22 protein-coding genes are annotated in these 26,753 nt (G+C 71.7%); 12 read left to right on the forward strand and 10 right to left on the reverse strand.

What is annotated here, in order from left to right:
* Nucleotides 1-120: 120 nt before the first annotated feature.
* Genes AXK61_RS06485 through AXK61_RS06510 form a run of 6 tightly spaced genes read left to right on the forward strand, consistent with a single transcriptional unit; the run spans nucleotide 121 to nucleotide 6,122 of the window.
* On the forward strand, nucleotides 121-1,797 hold the full coding sequence (locus AXK61_RS06485; protein WP_068573812.1) for an NAD(P)/FAD-dependent oxidoreductase: 1,677 nt from the start codon (nucleotides 121-123) through the stop codon (nucleotides 1,795-1,797).
* Entirely contained in the window at nucleotides 1,794-3,305 is a 1,512-nt protein-coding gene (locus AXK61_RS06490) for an ATP-binding protein (protein ID WP_082778146.1), read from the forward strand. The genes AXK61_RS06485 and AXK61_RS06490 overlap by 4 nt, the downstream gene beginning before the upstream one ends.
* A complete protein-coding gene (locus tag AXK61_RS06495; protein ID WP_068573814.1) occupies nucleotides 3,302-3,643 on the forward strand; it encodes a UBP-type zinc finger domain-containing protein in 342 nt (113 codons plus the stop codon). The genes AXK61_RS06490 and AXK61_RS06495 overlap by 4 nt, the downstream gene beginning before the upstream one ends.
* A complete protein-coding gene (locus tag AXK61_RS06500; RefSeq protein WP_068573816.1) occupies nucleotides 3,643-4,728 on the forward strand; it encodes an S-(hydroxymethyl)mycothiol dehydrogenase in 1,086 nt (361 codons plus the stop codon). Before AXK61_RS06495 ends, AXK61_RS06500 begins: the two co-directional genes overlap by 1 nt.
* Nucleotides 4,725-5,351: an MBL fold metallo-hydrolase gene (locus AXK61_RS06505; protein WP_068573818.1), complete on the forward strand. Its 627-nt coding sequence runs from the start codon at nucleotides 4,725-4,727 to the stop codon at nucleotides 5,349-5,351. Before AXK61_RS06500 ends, AXK61_RS06505 begins: the two co-directional genes overlap by 4 nt.
* 39 nt (nucleotides 5,352-5,390) lie before the next feature.
* A complete protein-coding gene (locus AXK61_RS06510) occupies nucleotides 5,391-6,122 on the forward strand; it encodes a hypothetical protein (protein WP_156485585.1) in 732 nt (243 codons plus the stop codon).
* Here the strand turns inward: AXK61_RS06510 and AXK61_RS06515 are convergent.
* Both AXK61_RS06515 and AXK61_RS06520 read right to left on the reverse strand, forming a co-directional pair.
* Nucleotides 6,109-7,524, reverse strand: coding sequence for a condensation domain-containing protein (locus AXK61_RS06515; RefSeq protein WP_068744360.1), 1,416 nt, complete (start codon nucleotides 7,522-7,524; stop codon nucleotides 6,109-6,111). The genes AXK61_RS06510 and AXK61_RS06515 overlap by 14 nt on opposite strands.
* Before the next feature lie 193 nt (nucleotides 7,525-7,717).
* Complete coding sequence (locus AXK61_RS06520; RefSeq protein WP_068744363.1) at nucleotides 7,718-9,424, reverse strand: hypothetical protein; 1,707 nt, start codon at nucleotides 9,422-9,424, stop codon at nucleotides 7,718-7,720.
* 29 nt (nucleotides 9,425-9,453) lie between these two features.
* Between AXK61_RS06520 and AXK61_RS06525 the strand changes: the two genes are divergently transcribed.
* Nucleotides 9,454-10,668, forward strand: coding sequence for a lipopolysaccharide biosynthesis protein (locus AXK61_RS06525; protein WP_068744365.1), 1,215 nt, complete (start codon nucleotides 9,454-9,456; stop codon nucleotides 10,666-10,668).
* On the opposite strand, the gene AXK61_RS06530 is transcribed toward AXK61_RS06525, so the two are convergent.
* Nucleotides 10,595-11,962: a PorA family protein gene (locus AXK61_RS06530; protein ID WP_068744367.1), complete on the reverse strand. Its 1,368-nt coding sequence runs from the start codon at nucleotides 11,960-11,962 to the stop codon at nucleotides 10,595-10,597. The genes AXK61_RS06525 and AXK61_RS06530 overlap by 74 nt on opposite strands.
* A gap of 174 nt (nucleotides 11,963-12,136) precedes the next feature.
* On the opposite strand from AXK61_RS06530, the gene AXK61_RS06535 reads away from it, so the two are divergent.
* Nucleotides 12,137-13,369, forward strand: coding sequence for an acyltransferase family protein (locus tag AXK61_RS06535; RefSeq protein ID WP_082789249.1), 1,233 nt, complete (start codon nucleotides 12,137-12,139; stop codon nucleotides 13,367-13,369).
* Between the two features lie 580 nt (nucleotides 13,370-13,949).
* On the opposite strand, the gene AXK61_RS06540 is transcribed toward AXK61_RS06535, so the two are convergent.
* The 4 genes from AXK61_RS06540 to AXK61_RS06555 all read right to left on the reverse strand — a co-directional run bounded on the left by AXK61_RS06540 (nucleotide 13,950) and on the right by AXK61_RS06555 (nucleotide 20,078).
* Nucleotides 13,950-18,311, reverse strand: a complete 4,362-nt coding sequence (locus AXK61_RS06540; protein WP_197466762.1) for an alpha-(1->3)-arabinofuranosyltransferase — start codon at nucleotides 18,309-18,311, stop codon at nucleotides 13,950-13,952.
* Entirely contained in the window at nucleotides 18,298-18,498 is a 201-nt protein-coding gene (locus AXK61_RS06545) for a DUF2613 family protein (protein WP_068573827.1), read from the reverse strand. Before AXK61_RS06545 ends, AXK61_RS06540 begins: the two co-directional genes overlap by 14 nt.
* A gap of 74 nt (nucleotides 18,499-18,572) precedes the next feature.
* Nucleotides 18,573-19,067, reverse strand: a complete 495-nt coding sequence (locus AXK61_RS06550; RefSeq protein ID WP_068573829.1) for a universal stress protein — start codon at nucleotides 19,065-19,067, stop codon at nucleotides 18,573-18,575.
* A gap of 84 nt (nucleotides 19,068-19,151) precedes the next feature.
* Nucleotides 19,152-20,078: a cytochrome c oxidase assembly protein gene (locus AXK61_RS06555; RefSeq protein WP_068744505.1), complete on the reverse strand. Its 927-nt coding sequence runs from the start codon at nucleotides 20,076-20,078 to the stop codon at nucleotides 19,152-19,154.
* Between the two features lie 75 nt (nucleotides 20,079-20,153).
* On the opposite strand from AXK61_RS06555, the gene AXK61_RS06560 reads away from it, so the two are divergent.
* The 3 genes from AXK61_RS06560 to AXK61_RS06570 all read left to right on the forward strand — a co-directional run bounded on the left by AXK61_RS06560 (nucleotide 20,154) and on the right by AXK61_RS06570 (nucleotide 22,752).
* A complete protein-coding gene (locus AXK61_RS06560; protein WP_068744507.1) occupies nucleotides 20,154-20,891 on the forward strand; it encodes a hypothetical protein in 738 nt (245 codons plus the stop codon).
* Between the two features lie 25 nt (nucleotides 20,892-20,916).
* Complete coding sequence (locus AXK61_RS06565; RefSeq protein WP_068573835.1) at nucleotides 20,917-22,077, forward strand: glycoside hydrolase family 3 N-terminal domain-containing protein; 1,161 nt, start codon at nucleotides 20,917-20,919, stop codon at nucleotides 22,075-22,077.
* Between the two features lie 78 nt (nucleotides 22,078-22,155).
* The gene (locus AXK61_RS06570) at nucleotides 22,156-22,752 is read left to right on the forward strand and encodes a TetR/AcrR family transcriptional regulator (RefSeq protein WP_068573837.1); all 597 of its coding nucleotides are present in this window, start codon (nucleotides 22,156-22,158) and stop codon (nucleotides 22,750-22,752) included.
* A gap of 217 nt (nucleotides 22,753-22,969) precedes the next feature.
* Here the strand turns inward: AXK61_RS06570 and AXK61_RS06575 are convergent, their stop codons facing one another.
* The gene (locus AXK61_RS06575; protein ID WP_068575255.1) at nucleotides 22,970-23,800 is read right to left on the reverse strand and encodes an alpha/beta fold hydrolase; all 831 of its coding nucleotides are present in this window, start codon (nucleotides 23,798-23,800) and stop codon (nucleotides 22,970-22,972) included.
* On the opposite strand from AXK61_RS06575, the gene AXK61_RS06580 reads away from it, so the two are divergent.
* Nucleotides 23,799-24,218 carry a MerR family DNA-binding transcriptional regulator gene (locus AXK61_RS06580; RefSeq protein WP_082789250.1) on the forward strand — a complete coding sequence of 140 codons (420 nt, stop codon included), beginning with the start codon at nucleotides 23,799-23,801 and terminating at the stop codon, nucleotides 24,216-24,218. The genes AXK61_RS06575 and AXK61_RS06580 overlap by 2 nt on opposite strands.
* 271 nt (nucleotides 24,219-24,489) lie before the next feature.
* Here the strand turns inward: AXK61_RS06580 and AXK61_RS06585 are convergent, their stop codons facing one another.
* Both AXK61_RS06585 and AXK61_RS06590 read right to left on the reverse strand, forming a co-directional pair.
* Nucleotides 24,490-25,386: a MaoC/PaaZ C-terminal domain-containing protein gene (locus AXK61_RS06585; protein WP_068744370.1), complete on the reverse strand. Its 897-nt coding sequence runs from the start codon at nucleotides 25,384-25,386 to the stop codon at nucleotides 24,490-24,492.
* 1 nt (nucleotide 25,387) lies between these two features.
* Nucleotides 25,388-26,746 (reverse strand): 3-oxoacyl-ACP reductase, encoded by a 1,359-nt coding sequence (locus tag AXK61_RS06590; protein WP_068573843.1) that lies wholly within the window; start codon nucleotides 26,744-26,746, stop codon nucleotides 25,388-25,390.
* Nucleotides 26,747-26,753 lie beyond the last annotated feature (7 nt).

The following is a 26,753-nucleotide window of genomic DNA, read 5'->3' on the forward strand; positions in this document are numbered from 1 at the left end:
CTAGCGTGAATCGATGGTGAAGCAGGACGTGTCGCCCTCGTGGATACGGACCGGACGCGATGTGTTCGCTCACAGCTGCACTCACCGACGCGGAGGCGGCCACCGTCGTAATCTGAAACGGTGACCGAACCCGAGAAACGGCGCCCCGCGATCCTGACCGTCGACGACGATCCCAGCGTGTCCCGCGCCGTGGCCCGTGACCTGCGGCGCAAGTACGGCGGCGACTACCGGATCGTGCGCGCGGAGAGCGGGCAGCAGGCGCTCGACGCGCTGCGCGAGCTCAAGCTGCGCGGCGACGTCGTGGCGGCGATCCTCGCCGACTACCGCATGCCTGGAATGACGGGGCTGGAGTTCCTGGAGTCCGCGATGGACGTCTACCCGGGCGCGCGGCGCCTGCTGCTCACCGCGTACGCGGACACGGGTGCGGCGATCGAGGCCATCAACGTCGTCGACCTGGACCACTACCTGCTCAAGCCGTGGGACCCGCCGGAGGAGAAGCTGTACCCGGTGATCGACGCCGAACTGGAGGCGTGGGCGCGCAGCGACTACCGGCCCGTGCCGGAGACGAAGGTCGTCGGCCACCGGTGGTCCTCGCGTTCCTCCGAGGTGCGGGAGTTCCTCGCGCGCAACCAGATCCCCTACCGGTGGTACACCTCCGAATCGCCGGAGGGGCAGCGGCTGCTGGCCGCCGCGGGCAGCGACGGGCAGGACCTGCCGTTGGTGGCGGCGGCGGACGGGACGGTGCTGACGGCACCGTCGGACAGCGAACTGGCGCAGCACGTGGGACTGTCCACGGCACCGTCGGAGGACTTCTACGACCTCGTCATCGTGGGCGGCGGCCCCGCCGGCCTGGGCGCGGCCGTGTACGGCGCGTCGGAGGGGCTGCGGACGGTGCTCGTCGAGCGGCACTCCACCGGCGGGCAGGCCGGGCAGAGCTCGCGGATCGAGAACTACCTGGGCTTCCCCGACGGGGTGTCCGGCGGGCAGCTCACTGAGCGCGCGCGCCTGCAGGCGGGCAAGTTCGGCGCCGAGGTGATCACCACCTCCGATGTCACCGCGCTGGAGATCGCGGGAGCGGGGCGCACGGTGCGGTTCGCCGACGGGACGTCCGTGGGGGCGCACACCGTCATCCTCGCGACGGGCGTGTCGTACCGGCGGCTCGACGCGCCCGGCCTGGACCGGCTCACGGGCGCCGGCGTCTACTACGGGTCGGCGCTCACAGAGGCCCCCGCGTGCGCCGACCAGCACGTCTTCATCGTCGGCGGGGCGAACTCCGCCGGCCAGGCCGCGGCCTACCTTTCGCGCAACGCCTGCTCGGTGACGCTGCTGGTGCGCGGGGCCTCGCTCGAGGCGTCCATGTCCTACTACCTGATCCAGCAGCTCGCGGCGATCGAGAACGTGCACGTGCGCACCGGCGTCGAGGTGATCGAGGCGCAGGGAGAGGAGCACCTGGAGACTCTGACACTGCGAGATCGCGCAGCCGGCACCGAGGAGACGGTGCCCGCGGACTTCCTGTTCGTGTTCATCGGTGCCGAGCCGCGCACGGACTGGCTCGACGGCATCGTCGAGCGGGACGGCAAGGGCTTCGTCCTGACGGGGCCCGACCTGCGTCCCGAGGACGCCCCGTCGGTCTGGGAACTGGACCGGCCCCCGTTCCATCTCGAATCCAGTGTGCCGGGCGTGTTCGTGGCGGGCGATGTCCGGTCCGAATCCGCCAAGCGCGTCGCCTCAGCGGTGGGCGAGGGCGCGATGGCGGTCATGTTCGTCCACCGCTATCTGGAGGGCATCGACTCATGACCGAGACCAGTGGGAACACACCGGCGGGCCTGACCGCGCGGGTGGGCGGCGCCCCGAGCGATCACCCCTGCCTGGTGGACGAGCTGCGCACGCTGTTCCTCTTCGAGAAGCTCTCCGACGAGCAGCTCGAATGGCTCTGCGAGCGGGGCCGTATCGAGGACTACCCGCAGGGCGTGGTGTACGGCGAGGGAGACACCGCTGAGCTGCTGTTCGTCCTGCTCTCCGGCACGATCGCCCTGAGCCAGACGGTGGGCGGCCTGCCGGTGGAGACGACCCGCACGGACCAGCGCGGCGTGTACGCCGGGGCCTGGGCCAGCTTCCTCGGCGAGAAGATGGGCGGCAAGTACAACGCGTCGATGCGGGCGATCACGCCCGTGCGCTTCTTCGTGCTGCCCTCCGCCGACTTCAACGAGCTGATGCACCAGTGGTTCCCGATGGCGCTGCACCTGCTGGAGGGCGTGTTCTACGGCGGCAAGCGGCAGCAGCAGATGATCGGCGAGCGGGAGCGGCTGCTCGCGCTCGGCTCGCTCTCCGCGGGGCTCACCCACGAGCTGAACAACCCCGCCGGTGCGGCGGTCCGTGCGGCCGACGAGCTGCGGCAACGGATCGCCGGCATGCGGGACAAGTTGGCGCACATCGCGAACGGCACCTGGCGGCACGAGCAGCTGGTCGACCTCGTCGACCTGCAGCGGCAGGCCGTCGAACTGGTGGCGAAGTCCCCGTCGCTCAGCCCGCTCGAGGCCTCGGACCGGGAGGACGAGATCACCGACTGGCTCGAGGACCACGACGTCGCGGACGCCTTCACGCTCGCGCCCGCGTTCGTGGCCGCCGGGGCCGACGAGGACTGGTTCGAGGGCGTGCTCGCCGAGGTGGGGCCCGAGATGCTGCCGGGCGCGCTGAAGTGGCTGTTCTACACGGTGGAGACGGAGCAGCTGCTCAACGAGATCACCGACTCCACGACCCGGATCTCCACGCTGGTCGCCGCCGCGAAGCAGTACTCGCAGATGGATCGTGCGCCCTTCCAGGAGTTGAACCTGCACGAGCTGCTCGACAGCACGCTGGTGATCATGGGCAAGAAACTGGGCAAGGGCATCACCGTGGTCAAGGAGTACGACTGCACGCTGCCGGAGGTCAGCGGGTACGGCGCCGAGCTGAACCAGGTGTGGACCAACCTCATCGACAACGCGATCCAGGCCATGGACGGCAACGGAACCCTGACGATCCGCACCCGGCGGGAGGACGAGTGCGCCGTGGTGGAGATCGGTGACACCGGCTCCGGCATCCCGCGCGACGTGGTGGGACGCATCTTCGAGCCCTTCTTCACCACCAAGGGCATCGGCGAGGGAACCGGTCTGGGACTGGACATCTCATGGCGCATCGTGGTCAACAAGCACCAGGGGAACCTCTCGGTGACGTCCGAGCCGGGCGCCACCGTGTTCACCGTGAAACTGCCCATCGCCGGTCCGCAACGCGCGCCGGCCGACCCCGAGGAGAAGGACGAGTCATGAGCGATCCCATCGATCCGAGCGTTCCGCCCAGCGGCACCGGCTGCGTCGAGTGCGATGCCACCGGCGGCTGGTGGTTCCACTTGCGCCGCTGCGCCCAATGCGGGCACGTCGGGTGTTGCGACTCGTCGCCGTCGCAGCACGGCAGCGCCCACGCCCGCGAGGCAGGGCACCCGATCGTGCAGAGCTTCGAGCCCGGTGAGGACTGGTTCTGGGACTACGCCACGCAGGGCTACTACGACGGTCCGCGGTTGGCCGATCCGCAGGCCCATCCCGCGTCCCAGCCCGTACCCGGGCCCGAGGGTCGCGTCCCGGACGACTGGATGGATAAGGTGCACTGATGCCGCAGACCGTCAGAGGAATCATCGCCCGCACCCAGGGGAAGCCCGTTGAGCTCGTCCCGATCGTGATTCCGGACCCGGGGCCCGGCGAGGTGGTGGTCGCGATCCAGGCATGCGGCGTCTGCCACACCGACCTGCACTACCGCGAGGGCGGCATCAACGACGAGTTCCCCTTCCTGCTGGGGCACGAGGCGGCGGGTGTCGTCGAAACCGTCGGTGCGGGTGTCGATCACGTCGCGCCCGGCGATTTCGTGGTCCTCAACTGGCGGGCCGTGTGCGGGCAGTGCCGCGCCTGCAAGCGCGGGAAACCGCAGTACTGCTTCGACACCTTCAACGCCACGCAGAAGATGACCCTCGAGGACGGCACCGAGCTCTCGCCGGCCCTCGGTATCGGCGCGTTCGCGGACAAGACGCTCGTGCATCAGGGACAGTGCACCAAGGTCGATCCCGAGGCCGACCCGGCCGTGGTGGGCCTGCTCGGGTGCGGTGTCATGGCGGGCCTCGGCGCCGCAGTGAACACCGGAGCCGTCTCCCGCGGCGACACCGTGTCCGTGATCGGTTGCGGCGGTGTGGGAGACGCGGCGATCGCGGGTGCCCGGCTGGTGGGGGCGCGCACGATCATCGCCGTCGACCGCGATCCGCGCAAGCTCGAACTGGCCCGCGAGCTCGGCGCCACCCACACTGTGAACGCCGCGGAGGTCGATGCCGTGGAGGCGATCCAGGAACTCACCGACGGCTTCGGCGCCGACGTGGTGATCGATGCCGTGGGCCGCCCCGAGACCTGGAAGCAGGCCTTCTACGCCCGCGACCTGGCGGGCACCGTCGTCCTGGTGGGCGTGCCGACGCCGGACATGACCCTGGACATGCCCCTCATCGACTTCTTCTCGCGCGGTGGGGCGTTGAAGTCGTCGTGGTACGGCGACTGCCTGCCGGAGCGGGACTTCCCGCAGCTGGTGGACCTCTACCGGCAGGGACGTCTCCCGTTGGAGAAGTTCGTCACCGAGCGGATCGCGCTCGACGAGGTGGAGCTGGCCTTCGAGACCATGCACCGCGGCGAGGTGCTGCGCTCGGTGGTGGTGCTGTGACGCTGCGGGTCGAACGGGTCGTCACCTCCGGCACGTTCAGCCTCGACGGCGGGAACTGGGACGTCGACAACAACGTGTGGCTCGTCGGCGACGACAGCGAGGTCGTCGTGATCGACGCCGCGCACTCGGCGGACCCGATCGTGGGCGCCGTCGACGGTCGGACGGTGCGCGGAATCGTCTGCACCCATGGGCACAACGACCACGTGACCGTCGCGCCGGAGCTCTCGGAGCGGCTCGACGCGCCGATCCTGCTGCACCCCGGCGACGACGTGCTGTGGGCCATGACCCACCCGGGCGTCGGCCACCAGGACCTCGCGGACGACACCCGGATCGCTGTGGGCGGCACCGAGATCCAGGTGATCCACGCACCGGGGCATTCGCCCGGATCGGTGTGCCTGTACCTGCCCGAGGCGGGGCGGCTGTTCAGCGGCGACACGCTGTTCGCGGGCGGTCCGGGCGCCACCGGCCGGTCCTTCAGCGACTTCTCGGTGATCATCGAGTCGATCCGCGACCGCCTGTTCGCGTTGCCGCCGGAGACGGTCGTGAACACCGGCCACGGCGACGGCACGACACTGGGTGCGGAATCCCCACAGCTCGAGGAGTGGATCCGCCGCGGGCACTGATCCGTATCCACAGCCAAACCTGGGTTGTATCGTCTTTGCATGACCAGAGTGGTGATGGGCCCGCGGGCGAGCGGATGGTGGATCGCCTACCGGCTCGTCTTCGGCGCTGGCCTGCTCGTAGCACTGTCGGTCCGCCGGTGGGACATGGCCGCGCTCGCGCTGGCGATCCTGCTCGTGGGCCTCGTCACGATCGCGCGGTCGCTCCAGCAGCAGCTCGCGATGCACCTCCTGGCCTGCGGATTCGCCGCGGCGTCCACCGTGCTCGCGGCCACGGGTGGACGGCTGGTGCAGGCCCTGCTCGGCGTCCTCGCGGTGCTGGTCCTCGTGGCGATCGTCCCGTCCGCGCGTCGCGAGGGATCGGGCGGACGGATCCGGACGGAGGAACTCGTCGGGCTGACGGTGCCGCAGGCCGAACGCCTCCTCGGCTACCCGCGGCGCCGCGAGCCCCGCGGCCTCGCCCTGCCCGTCGTTGTGCCCGTGCCCTTCGGTCCCCGGCCCGCCGGTGCCGACCCGGCCAGCCGGGCGCAGCTGGTGGTCACGTCCGTCGCCGTCGATCCCGCGGCCTCCTGGATCGCCTTCGGCGTCGCCCCGCTCGGCGCGGTGCCGCCGCTCGATCGTCGCGGGCGGGCTGCGCTCCAGGCGGAGCTGGTCTCGCGCGTCGGGGGATTCTCGGCGGACCTGCGCTCGGCGCTGCGTCCCGACGGGCCCGAGCGCCGGACGGTGAGCCCGGGCGGATCGCCGCGGCTGGGGCCGGTCGTCACACAGCGGTGAGCGCGGGGCTGCGCTCGGCGACCTCCACGATGCGGTCGCGGAGCAGCCGGAACACCGTGTCGACGGAGCGGGCGGCCTGCACGGTGTCGGGGTGCATCGCGTTGAAGTCCAGCCCCGACTCGTCCCGGTTGAGCCACACGAACACCTCGCGTGAGGGCGTGGCATTGGCGAACACCGAGAAGTCGTGCTGCCGAGCCAGTTCCGCGCCGGGAACCCGAGTGACGTCGATGTAGGAGAGCATCGGCGAGGTGAAGCCGTGCTCCACCGGGAAGTCCGGGTCGTCGGCGAGCAGGTCGATGACGGGGAACACCGGCGTGCGCTCGAGCTGCCTGGCCACGGCGACGGCCCCGTGCGCGTTGCGGGCCACCTCGTCGAAGTCGCCGCGTGCCGAGAACTGCACGGGGACCAGGGTGACGTACCAGCCGACGGCCATCGCGTCACCGGTGCCGGACCGGTCGGCGCGGGGGATGAGCATCGTGAACAGCTCGTCGCCGGTGAGGTTGTGGTGCACCTGGCCGAGCACGGCCAGGAGGGCGCTGCTCATGTTCGCGCCCGCGCGCTTGGCCGCCGCGGCGAACCGCGCCGTCCGCTCGGCGTCGATGAACGAGCCGTGCACGGCGATCCGCCCCGGCGCCGCCTCGCCCTCGGCCAGGCCCAGGGGGAGTGGGAAGCGCGGCATCCCGCCGGAGCGGCGGAGCGTTTCGCGCCACTGCACCACGTCCGGATGGGTCGGCGTGAGGGTCGCCGCCAACGTGCGCTGCTCCCGCGTGAACTCGCTGTACGGCCGCACCGGTACCGCGGTGAACGGCCGGCCGGCGCGGGCGGCCGTGTACCGCGTCAGGAGCTCGAAGAAGCTGACGGCCTGCGAGACACCGTCGGTGAACATGTGGTCCGAGCAGACCACCACGTCGAAGCGCGGCGCGGGGGAGTCGGGCCGGGCCCGCTCGACGCCCGTGACGGCGAAGGCGAAGGCCGCCCAGTCGTGCAGCTCCGGCACGGACTCCAGCAGATGATCCTTCACGGTGACGCCCGGACGGGAATTCGACGAGGCGGTGATAGCGAGTCCGATCTGCTCCGGCGTGAGGGTTCGGCCGTGCGGATCGGGCTGCGTCGACACCGGAAAGGAGGTGTGGAAGACGTCGTGCGCACGGACGAAATCGGTGAACACCACATTGATCAACGATTCGTCGAATACATCGTGAATCGTGAATGTGGTGAACACGAGCCGGCGCGTGCACGCCTCGCCGTCGATGCCGCTGCGCAGGTGGTCGGCCTGAATGAAGGACGTGCTCACGCCCTGTTCAGGTGCGGTCTTCATCGCCGCCCTCGTGGTCGCGTCGGGAGCCCATACGGCCCACTCGCCCGCCGGGCACTGCCACTGTTCCGAGAAACCCGAGATCATGCGAATCATGATCCCGAAGTGGATAGCGGCACAAAAGACCTGGGAACAGTGAGATAGCCGACATCGGTGAAGGGTTCTCATTTCGCCACGAATAGCGCATCATGCGCTGCGCTAATTACATGAAGAAATAACGGACATGAAGCTGCAAGCGGAATCGCAAAAAGACCGAACGGTGTACAGAATGTCCGGGCGCTCAGCCGTCGTCGTCGGAGTCGGCGGCCACGGCGCGGGCGGCGGACCGTCGGATCGGGGAGGCCGCAGCTGCGCCGCCCAGTAGTACCGCGGCCCACAGCAGGTGCGCGGCCCACGCTCCGGCGCGCTCCGGCGGCGACGCGCCCGCGGTCGCGATCTCGCCCGGCACGCGATAGAGCCGCAGCTCGGGCGTGTCGACGACGAGTGCCAGGCCCGGCAGGGGCACCGTCGGGAACACCGCTCCGTCGTCGCCGGACACCGCCTCCACGAGCACCCACCCGATGCCGAGCTGCGCCAGCCGGCCCGCGAGGGCGTCGCCGCCAGAGGCGAGCGCGTCCTCGGCGTCGGCCGCGACGCCCGGCACGCGATCCACCGACCGGCCGCCCACCCGCAGTTCACCGGTCTGCAGGACGGGCGCGCGCAGCATCCGCGGCGCCGGGTCGAGTACCGGCGCCGCGGGCCCGTAGGCGTACGTCCGGAACATCCCCGGCGGCAGCACGGCGACCGCCCCGCGGTCCGCCGGCACGGCATCGGCGACGGTGCGCCAGGACGCCGGGTAGGTCACCGGCGCGAGCGCCCCGCCGACGCCCCACGCGAGCCCCGGCAGGACCGCGATCGGCAGCGCGGCGACCGCGACCGCCCCCGCGGTGCGGGCCGTGGCCGGCAGCGCGGACACCAGGGCCGCGGCGCAGGTCGCGACGAGCGGCACCGCGAGCGCCACCCACTTCTGCCCGTCGCGCAGCAGCCCGCTCCCCGGGATCGCCTGCACCACGGCCCCGAGCACCGATACTCCCGGCCCGGTCGCCGCGAGCGCGGGCAGGACCACCGCACACAGTGCGAGCAGCGCGATCCGGCCCAGCGGCGGCGAGAACAGGCGGGCGCGAAGCACGATCAGCCCGCCCACCAGCAGGACGATGGCGAGGACGGTCCAGAGCCACGGCGCACCGTCGGGCACGGACTGGCGGTTCCAGATCCCCCCGAGCCCGAGCAACGACCCCAGCGTGCCCAGTCCGGGCTCGGCCCGTGCGGCGAACACGGCGACGCTCGCCGGGTCGGCGCGGACACCGTCGCCCGACACCAGCGAGGGATACACCCACGGCGCCGCCGCACAGACGAACAGGCCCAACTGCCACGCCCAGCGCCGCGGCGCCGTCACGAGGCCCGCGATCAGCGCGAACACGGCGCCCGTCGGCGTGAGGCCGCCCGCGGCGAGGCAGGCGGCGAAGGCGCCGAGCTGCCGCCGGCCGGACAGCCGCAGTCCGGCTACGATCATCCACCCGATCGCCGCGTAGCCGGCCAGCAGACTCCAGTGCCCCTGCAGCAGGCGCTCGGCGACGAACGGGTTCCACAGCCCCACCGTCGCCCCGGCCAGGCCCGCGCCGAGGCCGGCGTCGCGGCCCACGGCACTCAGTATCGCGAGCGCGCAGCGCCCGAAGCCCCACCCCGCCGCGGTGAGCGCGACGAACAGCAGGGCCGTGACCAGCAGGCCACCGTCGACGACCTGCGAGCCGAGCGCCAGCAACCAGTCCTGCGGGGTCGCGCGAGCGGCGTTGCCGCCGAGGCCGAGCGCGGCGTCGGTGAGGTGCGAGCGCGGCGTGGAGACCGCGTCGCGGAGCAGCAGATACCGCCCGCCCACCGCCAGCGGGCCCAGGATCACGAACGCGAGCGCGGCCGACCAGGCGGCGAGGGCAGCGTCGCGCGATCTCATCTCCGCCACCCTACTGACAGAATGTGCGGGTGAGCGGTTTGGCGTGGGTGACGGTCGGCTCGATGCTGGCGAACCTCTGCTCGTACCTCGTGCACCTGCCGGCGAGCCGCTGGCTCGGGCCGTCCGGCTACGGCGAGTTCGCCGCGCTGTTGCAGCTCGTGCTGGTGCTCGCGGTGCCGGCGCTGGCACTGCAGACGGTGGTCGCGCGCCAGGTGGTGCGCGGCGCGGGCGCCGCGCAGATGCGCCGCCTCGGGTACGTGATCGCGGTCGGCGCGACGCTGCTCGCCGGGGTCGCGGTGCCGCTCGCGGCCGCGGGCCTGCACACCCGGGCGATCACGGCCGCCGCCGCACTCGCCGCCGCACCCGCGCTGGTGCTGCTCGCCGTCGAACAGGGCGTCCTGCAGGGGGAGCGGCGGTTCGGACGACTCGCCGTCCTGCTGGCCGTCGCGGGCCTGGGGAAGCTGGCGTTCAGCATTCCGGGGCTGCTGGTGGGCCCCGGCCCCGCACTGCTCGGCACGACCGTGGGCGCTCTCGTCGCGGCCGGGCTCGGCCGGGTGCTCGCCGGCTCGCCGCCCGGGTCCGACGGTGCGCCCTCACTCGATCCCGTCGCCGGCGTGCGGGCCGTTCTGGGCGCCAGCTCGGTGCAGCTGGTGCTCGCGGTGTTCGCGTCGCTGGACCTGCTGCTCGCGCGGCCCGTGCTGGGAGCGGCCGCCGGCGGCACCTACGCGCTGGGCGCGGTGGCCGCGAAGGTCGCGTTCTGGCTGCCGCAGGCGGTGGGAGTCGTGTTCTATCCGCAGCTCGCCACGCCCGAACGGGCCCGGGGCGCACTGCGCACCGTGCTCGCTCTGCTGATCGGGCTCGGACTGGTGTGCGTGGCCGGGGCCGCGATCTGCGCGCCGCTCGCCACGCTGCTCGCCGGCGCGGAGTACCGGCCCGTGCAGGGGCTGCTGTGGCTGTTCGCCGCGCAGGGCGCGCTCATCGCGCTGCTGCAGGGGCTGCTGCTGTACGCGATCGCGATCGAGCGCACCCGCATGGCCGGCTACGCGTGGGCGGTGCTCGCGGTCGAGGCGGCCGTCCTGCTGACGTGGCCGCGGACCCCCGCGGAAATGATCACCGCCGCGGCGCTGGGTGCGCTCGCGGCGGTGATGGTGGTCGGTGCTGTTGTGGCGATCAGCGCTGGTCGTCCCGTTTCCGGAAGTCGATCGCCTCGGTCCGGGACTCGTCCGGCCGCGGCTGAGCGCTGAAGGCCTCCGTGGCCGGGTCCGCGTCGGCGCCCAGCGGCGTCGTCGGATCGTCACCGAAGTGCGCGGTGGGCTCGTCGTCGAGCGGGGCGCTCGGGGCGGCACCGTCGTAGCTTCCGCCCCCGGTGCGCCCGCCCGCCGCAGGAGCGGCCCGACGGCCCAGGACCAGCGCGAACGCGCCGAGCCCCAGGGCGATCACGCCGAGCACACCGCCGGCGACCGGCACCACGTACTTCGCGACCGCGATCCTGTTCTGCGCCGACTTCGCGGCCTCCGCCTGCGAGCGGACCGTCGCATCGACCCAGCGCTGCTGGGCGTTGAAGACCTCGAGGCGGAAGTCGCGGATCGCCTTCGCCGTGTTCGGTGAGACCTGCGCGGGGGTGCGGAACTGCTGCGTGTAATGCAGCGACTGGTCGACGATGATGCCCGACTTCGGGTCCACCCACAGGTCGACCGCGGTCTTGGCCCAGCGGTTGAGGGTGATGTCGTCCTTGGCGTCGACGCCCGGTCCCTCGATGCCCCACCAGCCGGCGGTCTTGGTGAGCACCGTGCCGAGGGTCGCGTCGCTGCCGTCGCGGATGGTCGAGAGGTCGACCCAGTCCTGGGTGCCCTGGAAGTGCAGCGTGTTGGTCCCGCTGACCTCCTTCTCCTCGACGAACTTCAGGCCCACGTTCTTGCGCGTGATGAGGTCGAAGAACGAGTACTGGCCGTCCTGCGTCGTGTCCGCGGGGAAGCGGTACTGCAGGCCCTGACGATCGCCGATCTTCACCGCGGGAGCGCTCTCGCCGGGCGAGTAGGTGGCCTCGGAGATCTTGTCGGTGGGCTTGCCCGTCTCGCGGTCCAGCGATACGCGGTCCAGCCACGCCTGCACCAGGCCGTCGTCGCAGGGGCGCTCGTTCTTCGCGGCGCCGGTCAGCTCGGGGTGCCGGGGCTCGCCCTTGGTCTTGATCGAGGGGACCACCATGGACATGCCGGACTGGACGGTCATCGTGCTCTTGTCCGACGGCGAGGTCACGAGCGTGCGGGTCTGCGTGGTCACCGAGACGTCGTTGATCACGGCCTTCGGCTTGTTGAACGAGCACAGGTCCAGCTGGCGCGCGGGGAACTGCGCGTCCGCCTGTGAGTCCGCAGGCTTCTCCGACCTCGCCACCGTGGTGATGTCCAGGTTCAGCGGAATCGTGGTCAGCTTGCCGGCCACGTAGACCGGTCCGGCGATCGCGGACGTGATCAGGAGTGCGCCCACGAAGATCAGGATCGGACCGATAACGCGCGCCAGCCTGCTACGGCCTACCGCCATCGAAGTGTCTCCTCACATCTTCTACGGGGCGCATGCGTGGTCGCACGCGCCGGTTCGCTGCGAGGGCACGCACCGGCGCACCCGTCTACAAGTACCCGAGCCTACAGGTGCGACCGGCGGGACACCGGTCGCGCGCGCGGGGCGGGCCGGAATCACGGGTAGATTCTGTGGACGATGAGCACAGCCGGTACCAGCGATTTCGCGACTGCAAAGACTGCGGGCGCGGCCGGTTTCGTGCCCGCGCTCGAAGGAATGCGGGCGGTCGCGGCGGTCGCCGTCATGCTCACCCACACCGCCTTCCAGACCGGTCAGGTGGGACATTCGGTGATGGGCCGGGTGTGGGGCCGGTTCGACATGGCGGTCGCGCTGTTCTTCGGGCTGTCGGGATTCCTGCTGTGGCGCGCGCATGCGCGGGCCGCGTGGTCCGACGGTGCCGGGCCTGCGACGGGGCGGTACTACCGGTCGCGACTCGTGCGGATCATGCCGGCGTATCTGGTGGTCGCGGTGGTGGCGCTGGCGCTGCTGCCGCGGGCTGACCCGCCGTCCGGATCCACCTGGTTCGCCAACCTCACGCTGACGCAGGTCTTCGTGCCCTATTCGCTCACCGACGGGCTGACCCAGATGTGGTCGCTGTCGGTGGAGATGCTGTTCTACCTGGTGCTGCCGCTCGCTGCGGTGGCACTGGTGCGGGTGCGCGGAGCGCGGGCGCCATGGCGCGTGCCGGTCCTGCTGGCGGTGGCGGCGGCGTCGCTGTCCTGGGCGTGGGTCGGCGCCGCGCTGGCGTTGCCCCCGGGAGTGAACCACCACAACTGGCTGCCCTCCTACGTCCCGTGGTTCGTGGCGGGCATGGTGCTCGCGGAGATGGTCTGTGCTCCGGTGTCGCGGTACGCGGGGGCGCGGCGGCTCGCGCGGCGGCGGATCTGCTGGCCGGCAGCCCTCGTCGTGTTCGGGGTGATCTGCACGCCACTCGGCGGCCCGGTGACGCTGGACACCCCCGAGTCCTGGCAGTTCGCGGTCCGGATGGGCCTGGGTGGTGTGCTGGCCCTCCTGCTGCTGGCACCGCTCGTGCTCGCACCCGTGGGGGCGCCGTCGCGATGGCTGGCGTCGGGGCCGATGCTGGCGCTGGGGCGCTGGTCGTACGGGATCTTCATCTGGCACCTCGTGGTGCTGACCGCGATCTTCCCGCTGTTCGCGATCATGCCCTTCCACGGGAACATGGTGGCGGTCACGCTGCTGACCCTCGTCTTCTCGATCGCCGTAGCGGCGCTGAGCTACGCCTGGGTGGAGGAGCCGGCCCGCCGCTGGCTGGCCCGTCATGAGGCCCGACGGTCCGCCGCCACAGTCGGGTCCCAGGGCGCGGTGGACGGCGCGGTCGGGAGCGCGGTCGAGACCGAGGCCGGGGTCTAACACCGGTCCGGATCGAGGACAGGCCGGAGTCAGGTCAGGCGGGGCCGGGCTGGGCGGGTTGGGTCGGGGCGCCGCAGGTGCCGGGCTGGGGCGAGGGCAGTGTCGTTCCGAAAAGGGTATGCGCATCGTGCATACCCAAGTATGTGCAGGTCAGGCGCATATTTTTCGGCTGGGGGTATGCGTGCTGCGCATACCCCCGGTGGGCTGCGAGGTGGGCGCGTTGCTCGCGACGCGTGTTCTCGAGCGGTCTGTGGTCTTGTGGTCCGTGGCCCGCACTCCACGCTCCCAGCGCTACGTTGCCGGCCCGCGGCCCGCGGCTCCTGGCCCACGTTGCCGGCCCGTGGCTCCCCTGCTCACGTTCCCGGCTCCCGGCTCACGTTCCCGGCTGCCGGCTCCTGGCTTACGTTCCCAGCCTTCAGCTCGCGGGCTCACGCGGGTCGGGCGTGGGTGGTCGGCGATGGCTGTCGCGGTGGAGCGCCCGATCGGGGTATGCGCGAACCGCATAACCCTTCGCTCCCAAAACCTCATCTGAGCTGCGTAAACGTGGGGTATGCGTGCAGCGCATACCTTTCTCGACCGACTACTGCTCCTCGGCGGAGCGGGGCTTGACCGCCGTCCCCGCCGTCCCCGCCGTCCCTGCTGCGCCCGCCGGCCCCGCCTCACCGGATCGGTCGCGACGACGGCCCGGCAGGCGGAGGGGTGGCACCGTCGACCAGGCCATCAGCAACACGCCGACGAGGGCGAGGCCCTGGGGCCAGGGCCCGTGGCCGACGTAGCCGGCATCGGCGTGCCAGGGGCCCGTGGCCAGGAGCAGCATCGCGGCGAGCACGAAACCCGCCGAGCCGAAGACGCGCAGGGCGGCGCGGCGCTCGGGGCTCACGTGCAGCGACGAGATCACCCACGTCGCCACGCCGGCGACCGCCCACAGCGCCAGACCGGGCCAGCCGCTCAGCACGAACGCCGCCGCGCCCACACCGACACCGGCGAGCGGCCCCGGCTGCCAGGCACGTACGGCGGCGGAGGCGCCGGGTCGGGAACCCGGAACCAGCGCCAGCGCGGCGAGGATCACGAGCAGGAGCAGCCCGCCGAACAGCCCGATGCGGTACGGCGCGTTCAGAGAGAACCGCAGTGTCACAGCGCCATCGGTCCCCGCGGGAACCACCCAGCCCTGCTGCCACCCGTTGACGGTCACCGCGCGCAGCGGCTTCCCGTCCGGCCCGGTCGCGGCCCAGCCGGGGTTCCGGCTCTCGGGCACGACGAGGACCTGGTCGGCGGCCGCGCTGCTGACCGTCACGACGCGACGGTCGGGGGTCCAGCTCTGCACCTTCACGCTCTCGTCCCGCGGCGCATCGCGGGCCGAATCCGCGGCGGACGCCGATGCAGGCGTGTCCAGGGTCAGCGTCTCCACACTGAACGCGAGCCCGGGCGTCGCGACGACCTGCGTCCGACCGCCCGGCAGAGGCAGCGGAGCGGTATCGCAGGCGATCGCGCGGACCGGCGTACCGTCGCGCAGCTCGCGGGCGCTCGCCTCGAGCCGGAACCGGACGTCCCGGTCGCCGATCCGGACCGTCGGTCCGGTCTCGCACGGCACCGAGATCGGGCGGTCCGCGGGGGCGGGCTCGGAGCCGGGAACGGGCGCACCGTCGGGCCCGACGGCCTGGACATCGGCCAGACCGGGCGGCATCTTCTCCGGGAATCCGAGGGCGTTGACGTTGAGCCGCTCGTCCCAGTCGAGCAGGGAGATCGAGATCGAATCGGTCACGGCGGGATCGACATTCACCGTGACGGAATCGCCCGCCGGCACCTCGCGCACCTGCCGGCCCGTGCCCAGGTCGATGCCGACCCGCGTCGGCCGGGTGGGCGCCTCGCCGCGGGGCATCGTCAGCGTCAGGCCCGCGACCAGCTGCGCCGACGGCAGCCGCAACCGCAGGACCGGCTTCGGCGAGGTGGCCTGCGTGACCGACTGCGGGGCGGTCCAGGTGGTGTTCGGGTCGCCGTCCGTCACCGCGGCGGAACTGCCCCGGCCGTCGCCGACCGCCGACTCCGCGTACGCCGACGGCGCCGCCGGATTCGCGAGCAGCGTCGACAGCGCCTGACCGGGCCGAGCTCGCACCGTCAACGCGGGCAGAACGGCCGGGGCGCCGGGACCGTCGACGGTGCGCCGCAGCCGGCCGGGCTCCTCGGGTCCGATCGCGATGTCGGCGCACTGCACCGGGCCCGGCGCGCCCTTCTCGCCGGGTGTGACGACGCAGCCGGAGCGGCCCATCGTGTCCTGCCCGAAGACCCAGCGCTCCGCGGGGCCGGACCGTGGCAGGACCACGTCGTGACGGGCGGGGACCGCGCGACCGGTCCGGGCGTCGGTGAGCTGCGCCTCGGAGACCGCGAACTGGTTGCCCCAGGTGTGATCGGTGGTGTCGGCGGCGGTGATCCGAACCCAGCGCGTCGGCTCGGACGGCGCGACCAGCGTGATCGGGGTGTTCGCCGTGACCGGATCGGAGTAGACGGTGCCCGCCTCGGTCGAGATCAGCAGCCGTGTGACCGCGGGGCCGAGCGCCCGCCCGACGGTGACCGTCACCGAGAGGTCGCCGCGCGCCTCCGGCAGCGTGAACTGCAGCCACTGGCCCAGCGCGTGGTCCAGGCCCGACGACACCCAGGACGTGTTCTTGTCGCCGTCGACCGCCGCGGCCGGTCCGGCGCCGGGGAGCACCGTGCCGAGCTGCGTCGCGTCGGCCGCCGAGCTCGACGCCGTGATGCTCGCGCCGCCGCCGTCGGGATCCCAGGCCCCGTCGACTGGGCCCGCGCCCGCGACGGGGTAGTCCGGCAACCGGTTGAGCGTGCGACGAGCGTCGTCGGCGGTGCGGATCGCGGAGCTGTGGTCGTCGACCCGGCCGTAGTCGGTCTCGCGGTTCTTCGGCGTGTCCGTGACTGTCAGCGGACCGTCGGGCAGGCCGGCCGCGGCGGCGTCCGAGGCGAGCAGCGCTGAGCCCAGCTCGCGCCGGCCCGCGGTCGCGGCGTCGGCCTGCAGCGTGAGCAGCGACTCCGGACCGCCGGCGACCCGCGGCATCGACGCCAGGTCGGTGACGTACGGGCCGGTGGGAACGGCACCGTCGACCCGGTAGATCGTGATGGCGGGCAGGGGCGGCCGGAGTCCCGAGTCGACGACCACCTTCTCGACGGTCGGCGGCGCGACCTCGGGCCCGAACGTGGCGACCTGCGTGATCCCGGGCGAGCCCTCGATCGCCGCGCGGGCCAGCGCCGGGCGCGCCGAGCGGGAGGTGTCGGGGTCGAGGTCGGCCCGCAGCACCAGGTAGGAGATGCCCTGCCGGCGCAGCGTGGCCGCGAGCCCCGGTGACGGGGTTCCCGCGCTGAACAGGCGCTGCACCGAGTCGAGGGCACGGATCGCGCCGGGCGGGTTGAGCGGGATCGCGTCGCGCACGGCCCACGGGGTTTCCGCGAGGGGCTGGATCGGCTCGTCGCGCGTGAGGCCCCACAACTGCGCGCCGAAGGGCGCGCCCGGCACGACCAGGGCGCGCTCGGCCCGGGCCTGCCCCGGCGCGGTCCCGGCGGCGTGCGAGGACAGCCAGCCGGCCGCCTGCGACCAGTAGTCGGGGATCTTGTCGTAGGGGCCGCGGGGCGCGAGCTTGCCGGTCCAGGCCATGCCGCCCGCGAGCGCCAGCACCACGACGACCGCGAGCGCGCCCGCGGCGAGCCGGTCGTGCTCGGGGTGCGCCAGTGCCCGCCGCACGCGCGCGAGCCCGACGGTGCCCGGTAGCGGCGCCCGCGCGAGCAGGTGCGTCAGGCCCAGGACGAGTGGCAACCGCAGGAAGGGTTCGAGTTTGTAGACATTGCGCAGCGGTGCGCCGACACTGTCGAGGAAGACGCGCACCGGTTCTGCGAAGGGCGAGCCCAACCCGCTCGCGTAGCCCGCGCCGATGCCGGCCAACCCGATCAGCAACACCGTCGCCCAGACGCCGCGCTTGGGCATGCCGCGCATGGTGAGCCCCGCGATGCCGGCGGCGGCGAGCAGGCCCGTGACGACCACGGCGGCGGGGGCGGTGGTCAGCATCGCGCCGGCCGCGCGTTCGTCGGAGATGAAGGGGCTCCACGACGTGGTGCCGCGGAGGACCTCCGGCAGCGACGCCCACTGCGTGGTGGCGCGGGAGGACTCGATGAACTCGAGGAACGGCGGGCTGACCCGGCCCATGATGAGCAGCGGCACGATCCACCAGGTGGTGGCCAGCGCGACGCACACCGCCCACCAGGCACTGAACCGCCAGAACGGGCCGGTCCCGCGGCCGAAGCGCACGTGCAGCAGCCACCACACCGCGGCCACCGCGCACGCGAAGCCGGTGGCCACGGCGTTGACCGCGCCCATCAGCGCGACCGCGACCGCGGATCTCGCGGCCAGGTTCCGCAGGGGGACGTCCGCGCCCGTGAGCATCTGCACCAGCGGCAGCAGCACCCACGGCGCGAGCATCACCGGCGCGGTCTCGGAGCTGATCGCACCGAGTGTGGTGAGTACCTGCGGTGCGAGTACGAACGCGGACGCGGCCACGATCCGGCTGCCGCGCGACCCGGTGGCCAGCGCCTCCGTGAGCCGGACGATCCCCCAGAACCCGGCGAACAGCAGCAGCGCCCACCACAACCGCTGCGTGATCCACGGCGGGACGTGCAGGAGCTGGCCGAGGGCGAAGAAGGCGCCGTGCGGGAAGAAGTACCCGTAGGCCTGGTTCTGCACCTGGCCCAGCGGCGACTGGCTGGACCAGATGTTCGCCGCCCGGGCCAGGAAGCCGAGGGGGTTCGCGGTGAGGTCGAGCTTGGTGTCGGCGACGACCTTGCCGGGGGCGCTGAGGAAGCTCAGCGCGAGCAGGACGACGAACGCCCACGCGCCTGCGCGGCGGGTCAGGGGTTCGTCGGAATGCTGGGGGCTACTTGTTGGCACCCGAGTCGTCGCGCTCGCCGTAGTTCGACGAGCCCTGCAGGAAGCCCTTGTCCTTCGACACGCTGTTGATGTCGGTGGACGGCGTCGTCTGGCCGACGGCCGCGCCGCTCACCAGTGCGAGGGCCACGGCGACGACGATGCCGGCGAGCGCGGCGGTGGCGCTGGCGATGATCGAGGTGCGGTCCATGCGGGCGAGTCTACAGGTCGAGCGGACGCACGCCGCGGACGCACGCGGCGTGCGGGCATGGTCGCGGGCGGCGACTACAGGTCCGCGCAGCCCGAGGGCACGATCATCACGGGCCGTTGGCAGCCGCGCAGGACGTGCTCCGAGACCGACGAGTGCCACAGCGCCTTGATGCCGGAGATGCCGCGGCTGCCGGACACGATCACGTCGACGTCGTCGGTGTCCGACGCGGCGATCAGTGCGGCCCAGACCGTGGTGGACACCTCGACCAGCTCACCCCGGGCGGCGAACCCGGAGGCGGCCGCGAGGTCGACGCCCTCCTGGTTGGTCTTGCGCGCCTCGTCGTGGACGATGTCGCTCTCGCGGGTCAGGGCGGTCTCGGCGGCCCCGGCCCCGGCGACGCCCGACATCGCGGAGAGACGGGCGGCCTGATGGATCGTGGACTCCCATGCGGTGACCACGATCGCCTCCGCGTCACGCCCCTGGGCGAGCACCTTGCTGGCGTACTTCACGGCGCGCTGGGAGGACTCCGAGCCGTCGTACGCGATCAGAACCTTGACGGAGACAGTCATGCGGATCACCTCGATGTTCGCGGTTGTCTGATACCTCCAGATTACGCCGAAACCGTTGAGTTGCAAGATGCAAGTACGGGCGTGTCAGCGGTGGTACCGGCTGGCCAGTTCGGGGTCGGATTCCCACCACAGTCCGTTCGACGGTGCGCCCCCGCCCGCCTGCTCGTCGTCGGCGCGCGCCGCGTCCCGGGCGTCCTCGGCCGCGTCCACCCGGACCTGCCGGGCGGCGTCCTCGCGGCGCAGCGCGAACATGAGGATCACCAGGAAGGGCAGGCCGAACAGGTCCGCGAGCAGCCACAGCATGCCCGCCCCGACGGTCTGCGACAGCCGCATCGAGTCCTCGCTGAAACCCAGTGCGGCGTAATGCGCGGTGTACAGCAGCGGTCCGAGCCACACGACGATCCCGAGTACCCCGTCGGCCAGCGATTCGACCAGCGTGATCAGCAGCGACAGGCCCTGCGGGTAGCGCCGCGGCACGGGGTCCGCCTGGACCCGGGTGTAGAAGTACACGAAACCGGCGCCGACGAGCAGGCAGCGCGTGAGCAGGTCGAGCGCGGGATTCCGCATCGCCGCGAGGTTCCAGCCGGAGAACAGCAGCACCCACGGCGTCACCAACAACAGGCCGGAGCCCACGGCGGGGTGCCCGAGGACCCGTGCGAGCGGGCTGCGCAGGGCCCGGAGCGCGGCGGACCGTCGGGCGGGGGACAGGAGGCCGCCGAAGACTGTGACCGGCATCCCCGACGCCAGGCCCAGCGGCACCACGTACAGCAGCAGCGTGATCTGCAGCGCCCGCACCCAGAACAGGTGCGGCGCGTACTCCGTGATCGGTCCGCACGCGATCGCCACGGCCGCCGCGCACCCGACGACCGTGAACGCGACCCGGCGCACGAACGGCACCGGCCCGCCCCGCGCGGCCCACAGATAGGCCGCGGCCAGGAGGACCGCCGCGACACCCAGGGCGTCGAAGTGCCAGTCGTGGAGCCACGCGGAGGCGGGAACAGCGATACTCACCGGTGAACGGTACGTCCGCTGGGCGTGCTCGGGCACGCTCAGCGGGCGCAGGACCTGCAGAAATCGGGAGAAATCATGACGAAGCTCATCCGCCTCACCGGCGTCGCGACCACCGCACTGGCCGCCGCCGCACTCGTCGCCGGCTGCGGCGGCGGCTCGGCCGAGACGACGGACCACAGCGGCCATTCCGCCACCGCGGCGGAGACGGCCGCGGCCGCCGCGAAGCCCGCGAAGGACCTCGCGCTCACCGCCGCCGAGCTGCCGGCCGGCATCACGGCCGTGCCCGTCGGGCAGGCGCAGCTCCAGCAGTCCGTCGACCAATTGTCGGGCGCCGCCAACGGCGCCACCATCACCCCGGCGTCGTGCGGGTCCGGCACGGCCGTCGTCGACGCGGCGAAGAACCTGAACGTCTCCCAGCTGGGCATGGCGGTCGGCACCGTCGGGACCGGCGTGGCGAGCGAGTCGGTCATCGCACAGAAGCCCGATGTGGCGAAGCTGCGCGATTCCTACCGGGGCGCGTGCAAGTCGGTCACCGCGGAGATGTCGGTGCAGGGCCAGAAGGTGCGCACGCAGATGGAGACGACCGTCGTCTCCGACGCGCCGAAGACCCCGGCGGACGACCTCGTCGTGATCGAGCAGACCGCCACCTCGCAGGTCGCGGGGCAGAGCACGAAGCAGCGGTCCGTCGTCGGCATCGCGCGGGTCGGGTCGTACGCCGTCTCCGTGGTCGTGATGTCGATGGACAGCACGCCCGACCGCGCGCTGTTCGACAAGCTCCTCGTCGCCTCGATCGACAAGGTCGCGAAGGGCTGACGGCCGATCTGACACACTGATCCCGATGCGACTGAACCGGAATCTCACGATCGTGGTGATCGCCGCGGCCACGGTCGCCGCGTGCGGCACCTCCACGCCCGACGCGCCGTCGACGACCGCGACGGCCGCGCAGGCGGCGAGCTCGACGGCCTCCGCGGCACCGTCGGGCCCGGGACGCCCCGCGTCCTGTGGGACGGACTTCCTCGCGAAGATGACGGTGCGCGAGAAGGTCGGGCAGTTGCTCATGGTCGGGGTGAAGGACGCCGCCGACGCCCGCCGTGCCGTGCAGCAGGGCGTGGGCGGGGTGTTCATCGGTAGTTGGACCGACAAGGGCGTGTTCTCCAGCGGCACACTGCAATCGGTGGCGAAGGCGGGCAAGGTGCCGGCGATGGTGTCCGTCGACGAGGAGGGCGGCCGCGTCTCCCGGGTGCCCGGCGCGAACCTCGTCTCGGCGCGGGAGCTGGCGCGCACGATGACCGTCGCGCAGGCGCGGGCCGAGGGCGCGCGGGTCGGCAAGCTCATGAAGTCGATGGGCATCTCGGTCGACTTCGCGCCCGACGCCGATGTCTCCGCGCAGCCCGACGACTCCGTCATCGGTGACCGGTCGTACTCCAACGATCCCGCCGTGGTCACGAAGTACTCCCAGGCCTTCGCGGCCGGCCTGCGCGACGGCGGCGTGTACCCGGTGTTCAAGCACTTCCCGGGCCATGGCAGCTCGTCCGGCGACTCGCATCAGGGCGGCGTCAGCGTGCCGCCGCTGAGCAAGCTCAAGACCAAGGACCTCCTCCCGTTCCGCGCGGCGGCCGCGTCCGGCGACGCGGGGATCATGGTGGGCCACCTGACGGTGCCCGGGCTGACCGAGCCGGGCCTGCCCACCAGCCTGAGCCCCGCGACCATGCACCTGCTGCGCGGCGGAACCGGCTACGGTGCCAAGCCCTTCGACGGCCCGATCTTCACCGACGACCTGTCCGGCATGAAGGCGATCACCAACGAGTTCAGCGTGCCGCAGGCGGTGACGAAGGCGCTCCTCGCCGGGGCGGACATCGCGCTGTGGATCTCGACCGACCAGCTCGGTGCCGCGCTGGACGCGGTGGAGGCCGCCGTGAAGTCGGGGAAGCTCACGCGTCAACAGTTGGACGCCTCCGTGCTCCGCGTGGCCCGCGCCAAGCACGTCGTCACCTGCTGAAGTCCGCGGATTCTCCCGGAACTTACTTGCGGGTAACTTTGTGGGCTATTATCTGACTCGAGAGTAAGGAGGATGCCGATGGCCGGTGGAACGAAGCGTCTGCCCCGCGCGGTGCGCGAGCAGCAGATGCTGGACGCCGCCATCAAGGTGTTCTCGCGCAACGGGTTCTACGAGACGTCCATGGACGCCGTGGCCCGTGAAGCGCAGATCAGCAAGCCGATGCTGTACCTGTACTACGGGTCCAAGGACGAGCTGTTCGGCGCCTGCGTGACCCGCGAGGCGGGCAAGTTCATGCGCAGCATCGAGTTCGACGCGAGCCCCACGCTCCCGCCGCTGCAGCGCCTGCGCTCGGTGATCGCCGGTTTCCTCCAGTACGTCGACCAGAACCGCGACGCGTGGCGGGTGATGTACCGGGAGGCCACGGGTCAGGCCGCGTTCGCGGCGCTGTCGGAGACCAGTCGCGAGCGGGTGGTCGAGATGACGGCGGTGCTGCTCCGCGAGGCGGCGAAGTACGCCCCCGACGACACCGATTTCGAGCTCTACGCCGTGGCCCTGGTCGGCTCCGGTGAGGCGATCGCGGACCGTCTGGCCACCGGAAAGGTCGAGCTCGACCGGGCCGTCGAGATCATGACCTCGTTCCTCTGGGGCGGCATCCGCGGCGAGCGCCCGGAGTAGTTCGCCGACGGTGCGCTCGGGCTCGGCCGAGCGCGGGCGGGGCAGGGCGCGCGGGGACCGCGTAGGACCTGTGGTCGTTCCCAGTAGTCATGCGCCCCGCGCATGCCCCATGAAATCGCATGTCAGAGTGCATTTTGCGGAGCCAGGCTATGCGTTGCGCGCATACCCTCGTCGATCGAGAGCTTGCGAGGGCTGGACGGGGCCGGAGGCTGGAGTGTCATAGGCGCGGAGCGGATCCGCGCTCGGGCGCCATGCGATCGATCCAATCGCCGACCGCCGCCCGCACCGGCGCCGGACGGTCGATGTGCACGTTATGGCCCGCGCGATCGATGAGGAGCATCGACATTCGGTCGTAGTGCTCCAGTAGGCGGAGCTGGTCGACGAAACCGACGACGGAGTCCTGGCGCGCAGTGACGAGCAAAGACGGTGCGCTCAGTGGTTCCGAGAGAAGTGTCTCGGGCTCGGCGGCGAAGGAGAAGTCGGCCCAGATCCGCGCCGCGACAGTGCGGTCGTAGGTCCGCAGACCCGGCAGGACGGCATCGCGATACCGTTCCCAGTTGTCCCGCGTCAGGTCGACGGCCATCTCCGCGTACGCTGCGCGGTCCTCGCCGGACAGTTCCTCCAACAGCGACGTGTCCTCGTCGAATCGGCTGGGCGCCGGGCGGTCGCGTTCTGCGAGCGGGACCACGGAGGGGACGATGAGGCACATCCCGAGGATCCGGTCCGGCATCGAGCACGCGATGCGCCGAGCGAGGGCACCGCCGAGCGAGTTGCCCACGACAGCGAAAGGCTCTGTGCCGAAACGCTCGCCGATGTAGTCCTCGACGGCCCTACCGAGGGCGTCCGCACCGTCGACCTCAGGTCCGGCGGGGCTGGCGCCGAAGCCGGGCAGGTCGATGTAGTGTCTCCGCCACGAATGCGACGAACGTGCGAATACGTCGTCCAGGGGGAGCAGAATCCGGTGGTCGACAGTGAAACCGTGGATGAGGAGAACGGGTGTGCCGTCGTCGTCGCCGATAATGCGGTCGTGAATCGCTGTGATCGTCATGCGGCGATCGTTGAACATTCCGGCTAGCGTCAAGGTCAAGACCGAAGGGGTGGAAGTGAAGATCGGTGAGTTCGCGAGGCTGACGGGGATCACCGAGCGCAGTCTCCGGCACTACGAGGAGGCGGGCCTCCTCGTCCCGGACCGATCGGCCAACGGCTACCGGGACTACGCCGTCGAGCTCGCCGAAAGAGCCGGGGACATCCGCGATCTCGTGTCTGCGGGGGTTCCAGTGCGGCTGGTCGCCGACATCATCGATGCCGCGTCCGACGCGGGCGGCATCTCTGCAGCTCATCTCGATCCGGACGCCAAGCGGGCCGTTGAGGACGAGTGGGAACGCATGTGCAGGTGCGTCGAGTGCATCGCGGTCCGGCGCGATGCACTGCGGCGCTATCTCGACGGGGCGGCCGCCGACGGGTGAGCGGGGTATGCGTTGAGCGCATGACTCTGATCGTCGAAATGATGTTTGACCTGCAGTGTTTCAGGACATGCGTCGGGCGCATAGGTTGTCGGAACGACACATGACTCTTTCGCGCCCGCCTGATCACCCCCTACGCGCCGGCCCAGCCGATCCCCCCCGGACCTCCTGCCCCCCCCGGAACGCACAGTGCCCCGCCTGGCCGAAGCCGGGCGGGGCACCGTGAGCGCCGGGAGCGAGCGAGCGGGCTCGCTCGGCACCGTCGAACAGCGGACTACAGCGGAGTGACGGTGGCCGTCACGTGCGGGAAGCCCTTCTTGAGGTCCTTCGCCACGATCTCGGTCCCGCCGGTGGCCTCGTCACGCGAGACGTACAGGCCGATCCGCGCCGGCAGGATCACCGGCTTGCCGAAGCGCACGTGGTGCACCACCGCGTCGGGGATGTGTCCCTCGACCACGCGCAGCATCGCCGCGGCGGTCCAGGCGCCGTGCGCGATCGACGACGGGAAGCCGAAGGCCTTGCCGCCCAGGGGCGACATGTGGATCGGGTTCCGGTCGCCGCTCACGCCCGCGTACTGCCGGATCAGCGAGCCGTTCACGGACAGCAGCGCGTCGGGGGCGCCGGGGCGGCCCTCCTTGGGTGCGCTGCCGCGCGCACCGTCGCCACCCGACAGCGACGTGCGCTGCTGGATGAGCATCGTCGACACCTCGGACGCGACCGATGCGCCGGACGCATCGGTGAACTCCGTCGTGAAGTCGATGAGCATGCCTTTGCGGTGCTCCCGCAGGTTGCCCACCGACGTCCGCAGCGTCAGCGACTCGCCCGGCACCACGCGGCGCCGCCGCGTCAGCGTGTTCTCCACGTGCACGGAACCCACTGCGGCGGCGGGGAAGTCGTCGGCCAGGAACAGATCCATGATGAGCGGGAAGGACAGCACGTAGAGGTACATCACCGGCACCTCGCCGGTGTTGCGCAGCCCCACGACCTCGCAGTACTCGCCGACCCGCGCGGGATCGACGTCGACGGTGAGCTCGACGGTCCGGTCCGGCAGGGCGGTCTCGGGCTTGAGGGGGCCCTGCTTGCCGACGACCGGCAGGATGCCGCGCAGCCCGCGGGTGAGCACGGACAGGCTCGACGGCGGCGCCTGCAGCACGGTCACGTTCTTGGCCATGTCAGGCTCCCAGCAGGCTCTGACCGCAGACGCGCACGACGTTGCCGGTCACGGCGGCCGAGGACGGCGCCGCGAAGTAGGAGATGGTCTCCGCGACGTCAACGGTCTGGCCGCCCTGCTGCAGCGAGTTCATCAGACGGCCGGCCTGGCGCGTGGCCAGTGGGATCGCCGCGGTCATCGCGGTCTCGATGAAGCCGGGGGCCACCGCGTTGATGGTGATGTTCTTCTTCGCGAGCACCGGGGTGTAGGCGTCGACGAGGCCGATGACGCCGGCCTTGGTCGCGCCGTAATTGGTCTGGCCACGGTTACCGGCGATCCCGGCGATCGAGGAGACGTCGACGACCGCGCCGCCCTCGTTCAGTGCGTCCTCGGCGAGCAGGGCGTCGACCAGCTGCTTCGGGGCCTTGAGGTTGACGGCCATGACCGAGTTCCAGCGGCCCTCGTCCATGTTGGCGAGCAGCTTGTCGCGGGTGATGCCGGCATTGTTGACGATGATGTCGAGGCCGTTGTGGCGCGACTTCACCAGCTCGGCGATCTTCTTACCCGCGTCCTCGGCGGTCACGTCGAGCGGCAGCGCGGTGCCGCCGACCTTGTTCGCGACCGCGCACAGCGCCTCACCGGCGGCGGGGATGTCGGCGGCGATGACGTGCGCACCGTCGCGCGAGAGAACCTCGGCGATGGTCGCGCCGATGCCGCGGGCGGCGCCGGTGACCAGGGCGACCTTGCCGGCGAGCGGCTTGTCCCAGTCTGCGGGGGCGGTCGCGTCCTTGTCGGTGACGCGGATGACCTGCGCGTCGACGTAGGCCGACTTGCCGGACAGGAGGAAGCGCAGCGTCGAGGCCAGACCCGAGGCGCCGGTCGCGGCGTCCGGGTGGACGTACACGAGCTGGGCGGTGGCACCGTCGCGCAGCTCCTTGGCGACCGAGCGGGTGAAGCCCTCGAGGGCGCGCTGGACGATGTGCTCGTCCAGATCCTCGACCAGCTCCGGCGTGGTGCCGAGCACCACGAGGCGGGCGCTGTTGCCCAGCGAGCGCATCTGCGGGGCGAAGAACTCGTACAGGCCGACCAGCTCGTCGATCGAGGTGATGCCGGTGGCGTCGAAGACCGCGCCGCCCAGCTTCTCGGCGCCGCGGGCGCCGCCGTTGTTGACGACGAGGTCGTAGTCCGCGAGCAGCTCGCGGACGGGCTCGACGAGGCGGCCCTTGCCGCCGAGGAGGACGGGGCCGGCGAGCGCGGGCTTGCCGGCCTGGTAGCGACGCAGGACCGGCGGCTGCGGCAGGCCGAGGCGGCTGGCCAGGAAGGAGCCGGGGCCCGACTTCACGAAGGCCGCGTAGAAGTCCGTGCTGGGTGCATCAGGCATGTGAGGT

Source organism: Tsukamurella pseudospumae, assembly GCF_001575205.1.
Lineage (GTDB): Bacteria > Actinomycetota > Actinomycetes > Mycobacteriales > Mycobacteriaceae > Tsukamurella > Tsukamurella pseudospumae.